The sequence below is a fragment of the Caldimonas tepidiphila genome (assembly GCF_003569765.1).
GTDB classification, from domain to species: domain Bacteria; phylum Pseudomonadota; class Gammaproteobacteria; order Burkholderiales; family Burkholderiaceae_C; genus Caldimonas; species Caldimonas tepidiphila.
Genome location: NZ_QXMG01000110.1, coordinates 1 through 11,252, shown reverse-complemented (window position 1 = coordinate 11,252; position 11,252 = coordinate 1). Strand labels below are relative to the sequence as shown.

At 69.4% G+C, this 11,252-nt stretch carries 13 protein-coding genes and 1 pseudogene; 11 read left to right on the top strand and 3 right to left on the bottom strand.

Annotation, left to right across the window (positions count from 1 at the left end; genetic code table 11):
- Positions 1–210: pseudogene (locus tag D3A59_RS24255) on the top strand (LysR family transcriptional regulator); the annotation flags it as partial.
- 34 nt (positions 211–244) lie between these two features.
- On the opposite strand, the gene D3A59_RS24250 reads toward D3A59_RS24255, so the two are convergent.
- Positions 245–1,150 (bottom strand): LysR family transcriptional regulator, encoded by a 906-nt coding sequence (locus D3A59_RS24250; protein ID WP_119157886.1) that lies wholly within the window; start codon positions 1,148–1,150, stop codon positions 245–247.
- 53 nt (positions 1,151–1,203) lie between these two features.
- On the opposite strand from D3A59_RS24250, the gene D3A59_RS24245 reads away from it, so the two are divergent.
- Genes D3A59_RS24245 through D3A59_RS24235 form a run of 3 tightly spaced genes read left to right on the top strand, consistent with a single transcriptional unit; the run spans position 1,204 to position 2,872 of the window.
- Positions 1,204–1,569 (top strand): NAD(P)-binding domain-containing protein, encoded by a 366-nt coding sequence (locus D3A59_RS24245; protein ID WP_240636199.1) that lies wholly within the window; start codon positions 1,204–1,206, stop codon positions 1,567–1,569.
- An 11-nt stretch (positions 1,570–1,580) separates the two neighbouring features.
- Positions 1,581–2,033, top strand: coding sequence for a DoxX family protein (locus D3A59_RS24240; protein WP_205665267.1), 453 nt, complete (start codon positions 1,581–1,583; stop codon positions 2,031–2,033).
- Positions 2,034–2,056: 23 nt separating this feature from the next.
- Complete coding sequence (locus D3A59_RS24235; protein WP_119157885.1) at positions 2,057–2,872, top strand: DODA-type extradiol aromatic ring-opening family dioxygenase; 816 nt, start codon at positions 2,057–2,059, stop codon at positions 2,870–2,872.
- A 161-nt stretch (positions 2,873–3,033) separates the two neighbouring features.
- On the opposite strand, the gene D3A59_RS24230 is transcribed toward D3A59_RS24235, so the two are convergent.
- Positions 3,034–4,005 (bottom strand): LysR family transcriptional regulator, encoded by a 972-nt coding sequence (locus D3A59_RS24230; RefSeq protein ID WP_119157884.1) that lies wholly within the window; start codon positions 4,003–4,005, stop codon positions 3,034–3,036.
- Positions 4,006–4,272: 267 nt separating this feature from the next.
- Here D3A59_RS24230 and D3A59_RS24225 point away from each other — a divergent pair, with 267 nt between their 5' ends.
- The 7 genes from D3A59_RS24225 (at position 4,273) to D3A59_RS24195 (ending at position 10,973) form a co-directional block, all read left to right on the top strand.
- Positions 4,273–5,472, top strand: coding sequence for a 3-hydroxybenzoate 6-monooxygenase (locus tag D3A59_RS24225; protein WP_119157883.1), 1,200 nt, complete (start codon positions 4,273–4,275; stop codon positions 5,470–5,472).
- A 40-nt stretch (positions 5,473–5,512) separates the two neighbouring features.
- Complete coding sequence (locus tag D3A59_RS24220) at positions 5,513–6,565, top strand: cupin domain-containing protein (protein ID WP_119157882.1); 1,053 nt, start codon at positions 5,513–5,515, stop codon at positions 6,563–6,565.
- Positions 6,566–6,650: 85 nt separating this feature from the next.
- Positions 6,651–7,352, top strand: a complete 702-nt coding sequence (locus D3A59_RS24215) for a fumarylacetoacetate hydrolase family protein (protein ID WP_119157881.1) — start codon at positions 6,651–6,653, stop codon at positions 7,350–7,352.
- A 43-nt stretch (positions 7,353–7,395) separates the two neighbouring features.
- Entirely contained in the window at positions 7,396–8,037 is a 642-nt protein-coding gene (gene maiA / locus D3A59_RS24210) for a maleylacetoacetate isomerase (protein ID WP_119157880.1), read from the top strand.
- 46 nt (positions 8,038–8,083) lie between these two features.
- Positions 8,084–9,064, top strand: coding sequence for a TRAP transporter substrate-binding protein (locus D3A59_RS24205; protein ID WP_119157879.1), 981 nt, complete (start codon positions 8,084–8,086; stop codon positions 9,062–9,064).
- 134 nt (positions 9,065–9,198) lie between these two features.
- Positions 9,199–9,702, top strand: coding sequence for a TRAP transporter small permease (locus tag D3A59_RS24200; RefSeq protein WP_119157878.1), 504 nt, complete (start codon positions 9,199–9,201; stop codon positions 9,700–9,702).
- Positions 9,699–10,973, top strand: a complete 1,275-nt coding sequence (locus D3A59_RS24195) for a TRAP transporter large permease (RefSeq protein ID WP_119157877.1) — start codon at positions 9,699–9,701, stop codon at positions 10,971–10,973. The genes D3A59_RS24200 and D3A59_RS24195 overlap by 4 nt, the downstream gene beginning before the upstream one ends.
- A gap of 39 nt (positions 10,974–11,012) precedes the next feature.
- Here the strand turns inward: D3A59_RS24195 and D3A59_RS24190 are convergent.
- Positions 11,013–11,252: 4Fe-4S dicluster domain-containing protein (locus tag D3A59_RS24190; RefSeq protein ID WP_170162392.1), on the bottom strand; the 240-nt coding region annotated here is incomplete at its 5' end.

Below are 11,252 nucleotides of genomic sequence, written 5' to 3'. Positions count from 1 at the left end.
GAGGAGGTGCCGAGCCTCGTGGAGGTCGTGCGGCACAGCGACGCGGTGCTGCTGGCCATTCGCGCCGCGGCGCCCGACCTCGTCGAGCTGACGCTGAAGCCGGCGCTCGCCGGCACCGCCCGCTTCGGCTGGGTGACGCTCGCGCACCGGTCCGAGGCGCCCGCCATGCCCCTCATGCGCTCGCTGATCAAGGACCTCCTGCACGACTGATCCCCGTAGCGACGACGCTGGGCCTCCTTTCCAGTCAATCCAGCTTCAGCCAATCTGCATCGGCGAGCTTCGCGGACAGGAACTCCAACAGCGCACGGACCTTTGGCAAGACGAACTTGCGGGTGGGGTACACCGCGTAGATGCCCAGTTCGATCGAGCGGTACTGCGGGAGCACCTCGACGAGCTGCCCCGAGGCAAGCTCGGACGCGATCAGGAAGGTCGGCTGCAGCACGAGGCCGGTTCCGCGTACGGCAGCGGCGACGCACGTGTCCCCATTGTTCGTCCACAGTCGGGGCTGGACCTTGACCGTCACCGGCCCCTCGGGGCCGGAGAACTGCCACTGGTCCCCAATCGACAGGAGGCTGTAGCCGAGCACGTCGTGCTGTGCAAGCTCGCTGGGGTGCTGCGGAGCGCCCCGGGCTCTCAGGTATTGCGGCGAGGCGCACAGCACCAGGCGCGTTGAAGCGAGCTTGCGCGACACCAGCGACGAATCCGGCAGGCGGGCAATGCGGACGGCGAGATCGAAGCCCTCGTCGACCAGGTCGATGACGCGGTCGGCCAGTTGCACATCGAGGGACACGCGTGGATGCGCCTCGAGGAACTCGCTCCACAAGGGGGCCAAGTGCTCGATCCCGAAGCTGACCGGCACGCTGAGCTTCAGCAGTCCGCTCGCCGTATCGCTTCGGGTGGAGATCTCGGCCTCCGACGCCTCGATGCTGGTCAGAATCTCTCGGCAGCGGGCGAGGAACACCTCGCCCTCCTGTGTCAGCGAGAGCTTGCGCGTCGTGCGCTGCATCAGCCTGGCTCCCAGCCGCTGCTCCAGGTCGGATACGTAGCGCGAGACGGCCGCCTTCGAGAGCCCCAAGGTGTCCGCCGCAGCCACGAAGCTGCCGGCATCGACCACGGAAGCGAAGACACGCATTTCCTGGTACTTGTCCATTGTTCCTTTTTAATGAACAGATCATCTACTGATGGACACTTTATGCTTTTCTTATGAATCAATACAGTGAGTCTGTCCCCGCGATGCGGGATCAGCAAACCACCTTGGAAGGGATACGGCATGAAGGTTCTCGTCATCGGCGCCGGCAACAGGGCTCTGGCTTCGTCAAGCAACTCGCCGCCGCTGGCCATCAGGTCGCCGTCACGGCCCGTGACACCGCCAAGGCCCAGGCTCTTGCACAGCAGCACGGCGCGAAGGCGGTCCTTGCGGCCGGAGCAGCGGACGACCCCGACGCCATCGTCGTCGCGACTCCGTACTCGAAGGCGGCAGGGGGACTGCGCGGCGTGGGCGACCTCCATGTCGGCTACGGCACCGACCTCGGCACGGGTATCGCGCCGACCTGGATCCGCAAGAACTGAAAGGCAAGACCGTGAGCAACATCCATTCCTTCGCCCGGCGCCTGCTGGCGACCGATGCTGGCTGGGGCACCCTGGCCTTGCGCCTGCCTGTGGGCATCATCTTTGCCGCACATGGCGCACAGAAACTGTTCGGCTGGTTCGGCGGCTACGGCCTGGAGGGCACCGGTCAGTGGATGGCCTCCATCGGACTGGCGCCCGGCTACCTGATGGCCCTGCTGGCCGGCGCGGCCGAGTTCCTCGGCGGTTTCGCACTGATCGCCGGCCTGCTGGTGCGACCTGCGGCTGCGACCCTTGCGCTGGCCATGGTCATCGCGATCTTCAGCGTGCACATCGACAAGGGTCTTTTCGTGGCGAACAACGGCTACGAGTTCGCGCTGGCCTTGCTCGCGATCACGGTGGCGCTGGTGTTCTCGGGGGCCGGCCGCGCTTCGCTGGACCGGGTACTCAGCCACCGCCCAGCCTGACAGCAAACTGCAAGGAGCATCGCATGAACACGCTGCCGTCCATTTTCGTGTCGCATGGTGCGCCCACCTTCGCGATCGAACCCGGTCTGGCCGGAGCGCAACTGCGCGCCCTCGGCAAGGCGCTCGGAAAACCCAGGGCCGTCCTGATCGTGTCGCCGCACTGGATGACGCGCGGCGTGGAGATCACGGCCACGGCCCGCCCGGAGACCATCCACGATTTCGGCGGCTTCCCGCGCGCGCTCTATGCCATCCAGTACCCGGCGCCCGGCGCTCCGGAACTGGGGGCACGCGCCGCGCAGCTGCTGCACTCGCGCGGCATCGCCGCCTCGCTGGAGGAGCGGCGCGGCCTGGACCATGGCGCCTGGGTGCCGCTGCTGTACCTGTACCCGGATGCGGACGTGCCCGTCGTGCAGGCCTCCATCCCGTTCGACATGGACGAGGCGAAGGCCTTCGAATTGGGCCGTGCGCTGGCGCCGCTGGCCGAAGAGTACGTATTGATCGTCGGCTCGGGCAGCCTCACGCACAACTTGTACGAGTTCCGGATGGGGCAGGCGCAGGAGGAGGCCTATGCCGCCGAGTTCTCCGCCTGGATCCGGCAAGCGGTCCTGGACGGCGACACGGAGCGCCTGGTGCAGGCGCTGCAGCGCGCACCGCACGCGGCACGCGCCCATCCGACGACGGAGCACTTCCTGCCCCTGCTCGTTGCCGCCGGCGCAGCCGCGACGCCGACGCCCGCGACGGTGCTGGACGGCGGCATCCGCCATGGCGTGCTGGCGATGGAGTCGTACGTGTTCGGCCGGCATGTGCCGCTCGACGTGGAGGAGGCCGGACATGCATGAGGCTTCCCTCGTCGTCGCCCGTCCCCGGAACGCGACGCAACTGGTGCTGCTCTTGCACGGCGTCGGCTCCTCGCCGGCGGACCTCGTGCCCCCCGGCGAGGCGATCGGCAGCCGGTGCTCGCTCACCAGGAGCTGCACCACCTGCCGCTTCGCAGGCGGCGTCACAACTTTTTTGCCAGCACGTCCTTGATCGCCGCGTTCTCCAATGCCAAGTCGGCGCTTGCTGACCCCGCATCGACAGGCTCACTGAGCAGGTCCGAGATCAGACCGCGCAGCCAGCGGTTGCCGGGATCGCGGTGGAATCGCTCGTGCCAGTGCTGCTTGACCGCGTAGTCGGGCAGTGCGAAGGGCACCGGGAAGACGCGGAAGCGGCCGCGGCCCTGCAGCACCTCGCCGAGGCGCTGGGGGATCGTCAGCAGCAGCTCGGTGTGCTCGAGCACGAAGGCGGCGCCGAGGAAGTTCGGGATGCGCAGCGCGACACGGCGCGCGATGCGCTGGCGCGCCAGCTCGCGGTCGACAATCAGGTGGCCGGTGCCCGAGCTCGTCACCACCGCATGCTCCTCGCTCTCGAACTGCGCCAGCGTCAGCGTGTCGCGGATGCGCGGGTGATCGTCGCTCGCCATGCAGACATAGTGCTGGCGGAACAGTGCCTGCTGGTAGAAGCCCGCCTCGAGCTGCGGCATGAAGCCGAGCGCCAGGTCGGCCTCCCCGCCCTCGAGCATGCGGCCGGAATCCTCCGACAGGGGCTCGATGTCGATGCGGATGCCCGGGGCCGTCGCGTGCAGCCGCGCCCACAGCCGCGGCAGCAGCACGAGCTGGCTGATGTCCGTCATGCAGATCCGGAAGGTGCGCTGCGACGCAAGCGGCTCGAAGCCGCTGCGGTGACCGAGCGCCCGCTCCAGCGCACTGCGCGCCTCGCGCATCGGCCCGGCCAGCTCCTCGCCGAGCCGCGTCGGCTCCATGCCCGCGGAGGTGCGCACGAACAGCGGGTCCCCGAAGTGCTCACGCAGCTTCGCCAGCGCGATGCTCACCGCCGGCTGACCCAGCCCGAGCGCCTCCGCAGCACGGCTCACCGAGCGGGTCTTGTGGATCTCGTCGAAGACGCTGAGCAGACGCATCTCGGTCAGGTTCATGGCGGCGGACTATTCGATTCTCAAATGAAAAGGATTCGAATTCTCGTCTGGTTCTGATCTTCGGTGCTGTCTACAGTTCGTTCCACCACATTCCCTGTCGGCCCGTCATGAGCGGCGTCAACAAGTCGGGATCCGTTCCTGGCGCCGCGACGGCGCCCGGGAAAAAGTCTGGAGACATCGGCCTGCGCCGCGCCTCTCGCGCTCGGGCCCCTCAGCAAGAACCGGCCACCGAGGCCCCCCATCGAGCTAGCAGAAAGGATCGAGCCCATGAACCAAGACCTGCCCGTGATCGTCGCCGGTGGCGGCATCGGCGGCCTGGCCGCCGCCCTCGCCCTGGTGCGCCAGGGCTTCAAGGTCCAGGTGCTGGAGCAGGCCCCGGAGATCGGCGAGATTGGCGCCGGCATCCAACTCGGTCCCAACGCCTTCCATGCCTTCGATGCGCTCGGCGTCGGCGAGAAGGCCCGCGGCCGCGCCGTCTACACCGACTGCATGGTGATGCACGACGCGATCGACGAGTCGCTGGTCGGCCGCATCGAGACCGGCGAGGCCTTCCGCAAGCGCTTCGGCAACCCCTACGCGGTGATCCACCGCGTCGACGTACACCTGTCGCTGCTGGAAGGCGCCCAGGAGACCGGCCGGGTCGAGTTCCACACCAACACCCGCCTGGTGAAGGTCGAGCAGGACGAGGCCGCCCGCACCGTCACCGCCATCGACCAAAACGGCAAGCGCTGGACGGGCCAGGCCCTGATCGGCGCCGACGGCGTGCGCTCGGTGGTGCGCGCCCAGTACGTGAACGATCCGCCGCGCGTGACCGGCCACGTGGTCTACCGCGCGGTGGTGGACAAGAGCGAGTTCCCGCAGGACCTGCAGTGGAACGCGGCGAGCCTGTGGGCCGGCCCGAAGTGCCATCTGGTGCACTACCCGCTGCGCGGCGGCGAGCAGTACAACATCGTCGTGACCTTCCACAGCCGCAAGGCCGAGGAGTGGGGCGTCACCGAGGGCAGCAAGGAGGAGGTCGAGAGCTACTTCCAGGGCATCAGCCCGAAGGCGCGCCAGCTCATCGAGCTGCCCAAGACCTGGAAGCGCTGGGCCACCGCCGACAAGGAGCCGATCGGCACCTGGGTGTTCGGCCGCGCAACGATCCTGGGCGATGCCGCCCACCCGACCACGCAGTACATGGCCCAGGGCGCCTGCATGGCGATGGAGGACGCAGTGACGCTGGGCGAGGCGCTGCGCCTCAACGGCAACGACTGGGACAAGGCGCTGGCGCTGTACCAGCGCTCCCGCGTCGCCCGCACTGCGCGCATCGTGCTCTCCGGCCGCGAGATGGGCCGCATCTATCACGCCGCCGGCGTCGAGCGCCTGGTGCGCAACTCGCTGTGGATGGGCCGCTCGCAGGAGCGCTTCTACGACGCGATGGAGTGGCTCTACGGCTGGAACGTCGAGAACTGCCTGGCCCGCGACTGATCCCCGGCCTCCCCCTTCACCCTCACCGGAAGACACCGACATGCAAGAAGGCCGCTTTGACCAGCTGGGCCGGCTGGAAGACCTGCCGCAGGACTATCGCGACGAGCTGAAAGCACAGAACCTGGTGCCGCTGTGGCCGAGCCTGCGCGCCGTGCTGCCGCCCGACGTGCCGACCCGCCAGACCCGCGCCACCTGCTGGCCCTACCGGTCGCTCAAGCCGCTGCTCCTGAAAGCCGGCGAGCTCACGCCGATCGAGAAGGCCGAGCGCCGCGTGCTGGTGCTGGCCAACCCGGGCCACGGCCTGGAGAAGATGCAGGCCAGCGCGGCGATGTACCTCGGCATGCAGCTGCTGCTGCCCGGCGAGCTGGCGCCGGCGCACCGCCACACCCCGAATGCGGTGCGCATGGTGGTGGAGGGCGAGGGCGCCTGGACGCTGGTGGGCGGCGAGAAGTGCCCGATGCGCCGCGGCGACCTGATCCTCACGCCCACCGGCCTGTGGCACGAGCACGGCCACGATGGGGACGGCCCGGTGGTCTGGCTCGACGTGCTGGACCTGCCGCTGGTCTACTACATCGAGGCGAGCTACCACCTGGAAGGCCCGAGCCAGGCCGCCAGGCCCGGCGAGGGCGCCAAGGCCTATGCCCGCGGCGGGCTGCGCCCGACGCCGGTGTTCGAGCGCTCGGACAAGGCCTACCCGATGCTGCGCTACCCCTGGGCCGAGGCGCGCGCGGCGCTCGAGTCGCTCGCGGCCGACCAGCCGGGGCTCGAGGCGGTGCAGCTCGCCTACGTCAACCCGGAGACCGGCTCGGACGCCGAGAACATCCTCGGCTTCTACGCGCTGATGCTGCGCCCGGGCCAGACGCTGCGCCTGCCGGCGCGCTCGCCGGCGATGGTTTTCCACGTCGTCGAGGGCGGCGCCGACGCGCAGATCGGCGAGCAGCGCTTCGCGCTCGCCGAGGCCGACACCTGCTGCGCGCCGGGCTACACCGCGGTGACCCTGACGAACCGCCGGGCCGACGCGCCGAGCTTCGTCTTCATCGCCGACGAGAGCCCGCTGCACCGGAAGCTCGGCGTGTACGAGAACCGTGGCTGAAGCCGCTCGGCCGAAAGAAACCCTGCGACGGGACAGCCTGCGGGCTGTCCCGCGCCGCCATTCCTCGAACCTGCAAGACCTTGCCATGATGACCTACCTCTGGAATCCGCCCGCCCCCCCCTCGCTGCCCGTGCGCGGCAAGGCCGAGCGCCTGCCGATCAACCGCATCTTCTGCGTGGGCCGCAACTACCACGCGCACGCGGTCGAGATGGGCCGCCCGGTGGACAAGTCGGCCGAGCGCGCCTTCTACTTCACCAAGTCGCCGCAGGCGCTGGTGGAGAGCGGCGCGACCGTGGCCTATCCGCCCGAGACGAAGAACTACCACTACGAGATGGAGCTGGTGCTGGTGATCGGCAAGGCCGGTTTCCGCATCCCGGCCGAGCAGGCCCACGAGCACGTCTACGGCTACGCCTGCGGCCTGGACATGACGCGCCGCGACCTGCAGCTCGTCGCGCGCGACAAGGGCCGCCCCTGGGACACCGGCAAGGACGTCGAGCAGTCCGCCGTCTGCAGCGAGGTCGTGCCGATGGAGGGCGTCGTGATCGAGCGCGGCGCGATCGAGCTGGCCGTCAACGGCGAGACCAGGCAGTCCTCGAACGTGGACAAGCTGATCTGGAACATCCGCGAGATCGTCGCGGACCTGTCGCTGTACTACCACCTGCAGCCGGGCGACCTGATCTACACCGGCACGCCCGAGGGCGTGGGCGCCGTGGTGGCGGGCGACCGCATCACCGGCCGCGTCGAGGGCGTGGGCGAGATCGCGCTGACCGTCGGCCCCGCGGAGTGATCCCGCGCCGCCGAAGTCCCGCCCGGTGAACAGGAACCTTTCCGTGAAGCTCTACAACTTCTTCCGCAGCGGCACCTCGCACCGCCTGCGCATCGCGCTCAACCTCAAGGGCATCGCGTACGAGTACGTGCCGGTGGACCTGCGCACCGAGGAGCACCTTGGCACGGCCTTCCGGGCGATCAACCCGCAGGCGCTGGTGCCGGCGCTGGTGGACGGCGACCTCACGCTGATCCAGTCGCCCGCGATCATCGAGTGGCTCGAGGAGCGCCACCCCGCGCCCGCGCTGCTGCCCTCGAACCCCGAGGACCGTGCCCGCGTGCGCGCGATGGCGGCGATCGTCGGCTGCGACATCCACCCGGTCAACAACCGCCGCATCCTCGAGGCCCTGCGCAAGGACTTCGGCGCCGGCGAAGCGGCTGTGAACGCCTGGTGCGCGACCTGGATCCGCGCCGGCTTCGACGCGCTCGAGGCGATGCTCGCTGAAGACGCCACGCGCGGCGACTTCTGCTTCGGCGGCGCGCCGGGCCTGGCCGAGGTCTACCTCGTGCCGCAGGTCGAGAGCGCACGGCGCTTCCAGGTCGATCTCGCGCCCTACCCCCATATCCTCGCGGTCGATGCCGCCTGCGCCGGGATCGACGCCTTCCGGCGTGCGGCTCCGGCCATGCAGCCCGACGCACCCCGCTGAGACCCGGCCAGCGACTGCCCCGATCCCGAAACGAAGGAGACATTCCATGAGCACCCGCATCCTCAAGACCGCCCAGGTCGCCCTCGCCGCCGTCGCGCTGAGCGCGACCGCCGTCGCGGCCCAGGCGCAGAGCCTCAAGCTCGGCCACATCGTGCCGCCGAGCCACGTCTGGCACCAGGTCTCGGAGAAGATCGCGGCCGACCTCGGCACCGCCTCGGGCGGCAAGATGAAGGTCGCCGTCAGCCCGCTGCAGAAGCTCGGCAACGAGGCGCAGATGATCAACCTGATGCAGTCGGGCGCGCTGCACTTCGGCGTGTTCACGGTGGGCGGCCTCTCCAACCGCGAGGAGTCCTTCCTCGGCTGGTCGCTGCCCTACGTGTTCCGCGACGTCGAGCACGCCTCGCGCGCCGCCTCGACGCCGGCCGCGCAGGAGATGCTCAAGCGCCTGGAGTCGCACGGCATGGTCGGCCTCGGCTACGCCTTCGCCGGCATGCGCCACGTGCTGTCGCTGCAGCCGGTCAAGGGCCCGCAGGACCTGCAGAACAAGAAGGTGCGCTCCTTCCCGAGCCCGATCTACAACGACTGGTGGAACGCGCTCGGCGCCGCGCCCACCGCGCTGCCGCTGTCGGAGGTGGCCCCGTCGCTGACCACCAAGCTGCTCGACGCGGTGGACGTGGACCTCGATGCGCTCGTGGGCCTCAAGTTCCACCAGCAGGCCCCGAACCTCACGCTGACCCACCACATGGCCTTCCCGGCGGCGATCGTCGTGTCGAAGAAGTACTGGGACGCCCGCAGCGAGGCCGAGCGCGCGACGATCCGCAAGGTCGTCGCCGACGCCGCGGCCTGGGGCTACAAGCAGGCGGCGCAGGCCGACGTGTCCAACCTGGCCAAGGCCCAGGCCGACGGCGCCAAGGTGATCGAGGCCGACCTCGCGGGCTTCCGCAAGGTGGGCGAGACGATCCGCGCGAAGTACGCCGCGAAGAACCTGCTGATCGCCGACTTCCAGAAGCAGGCGACCGGCCTCTGATCGACCTTCACGGCCGCCGCCGCGCAAGCGGCAGGGGCGGCCAACCCGGGCGGGCCGTCGGTGCCTGCCCGCGTCCTTTCCGAAACACGGCCCGCCCCGCAGCGGGCCTCTTTGCGTTCCAGCGAGGCCCGCGCATGCCGCTGTACAACTTCATCCAGGCCGCCGACCAGGGGGTGGCCTTCGTCGAGCGATGGCTCGCCATCGCGCTCACCGCCGTGCTCACCGGCATCATGATGGCGCAGGTGATCCTCCGCTACTTCTTCAGCGCGCCGCTGTTCTGGGCCGAGGAGGTGGCGGTGCAGCTGCTCGTCTTCATGACGCTCATCGGCCTGTCGCTGCTGGTGCGCGGCGACGCGCTGATCAAGATCGACCTGCTGTCGCGGCTGCTGCCCCCGAAGGGGCAGCGCGTGCTGTCGCTGGTCCTCGGCCTGCTCTTCCTCGGCCTGCTGGGCTTCCTGGCCTGGCTCGGCTGGGAGTGGGTCCAGCGTCCCGAGGCGCGCCTGGAGATGAGCGCCACGACGCAGCTGCCGCGCTGGTACAACTACGCGGTGCTGCCGGCCACGGTGCTTGCCATGGCCTTCCACCAGTTCGCCTGGCTGCTGCGCGAGGCGGCGGCGCTGAAAGGGGCCCGCGCATGATCACGCTCGTCCTCTTCCTCGGCCTGCTGCTCGGCGGCTTCCCGGTCTTCGCCGCGATCCTCGCCGGCGCGATCGTCTTCATGGCGGCCAGCGACCTCGGCACGCTCTACGACTCGATCCCGATCCAGTTCTACGGCGCGCTCGAGATCAACGGGCTGTTGGCGATCCCCCTGTTCATGCTCGTCGGCGAGATCATGAACAAGGGCGGCCTGACGCAGCGCCTGATCGCGGTGGCCGAGGTGCTGGTCGGCGGCCTGCGCGGAGGCCTTGCCTACGCGAACCTCATCACCAACGCGATGGCCGCCTCCATCCTCGGCTCGGCGGTCGCGCAGATCGGCGTCATGAGCAAGGTGATGATCCCCGAGATGGAGCGCCGCGGCTACGACAAGGCCTTCTCCGGCGCGGTCACCGTGTCGGCCGGCCTGCTCGGCCCCATCATCCCGCCCTCGATGCTGATGATCATCTATGGCGTCGTGGCGGTGCAGCCGATCGCGCCGCTGTTCATCGCCGGCATCATCCCCGGCGTGCTGATCGTGGGCGTGATCGCGCTGATGATCTTCGGCTACGGCCTGCTCGGCGGCAGCCTGCCCAAGGGCGAGTCGATCCGCTGGCGCGACTCCTGGCCGGTGGTGGTGCGAGGTCTGGCCGCCGGCCTGATCCCGCTGGTCGTGATCGTCGGCATCATGGCCGGCGCGATGACGCCCACCGAGTCCGGCGCGGTCGCGTCGATGATCGCGCTGGTGCTTGGCTTCGCCTACCGCGAGCTGAAGCTGCGCGACCTGCCCGGCATCCTGCATTCGGTGGCGCTGCACACCGCGACGATCACCGGGCTGATCGCGGCGGCGTCCGTCTTCAGCTGGGTGCTGGCCTTCGAGGGCGTGCCCGACCGGCTGGTGGAGCTGATCTCGGGCCTGACGACCTCGCCGACGCTCTTCCTGCTGCTCGTGACCGTCGTGATGCTGGTGCTCGGCATGTTCCTCGAGAGCATCAGCGTGCTGATCGTCGTGGTGCCTATCCTGATGCCGGCCGTGACGGCGCTCGGGATCGACCCGATCCAGTTCGGCGTGATCTGCACGGTCGCCACCGTGATCGGCCTCGTGACGCCGCCGGTGGGCCCGGGGCTCTACGTCGCGATGGTGCAGGCCGACATTCCCATGGGCCCGCTGTTCCGCGCCACGGCGCCCTTCCTCGTCGCGGTGCTCGCGACGCTGGCGTTGATCTGCATGGTGCCGCAGCTGTCGACCTGGCTGCCGGCGCTCACGGCGCGCTGAGCCGGCCCTGAAAGCAGGCGCGGGCGACAGCGGGAGCGCTCACATGCCGACGTAGTTCGGCCCGCCGCCGCCCTCGGGCGTGACCCAGACGATGTTCTGCGTGGGGTCCTTGATGTCGCAGGTCTTGCAGTGCACGCATAACTCGTACACGCCCGCGGGGCAGTAGCGGCTCTCGGGGCCGGCGTACTGCGCGAGGTTGACGTTCACTGGCACCGACGCGTCCTTGAGCGTGAGGTGCGCGGGCTGGTTCTCCTCGTGGTTGGTGTTGCTGAGGAACAC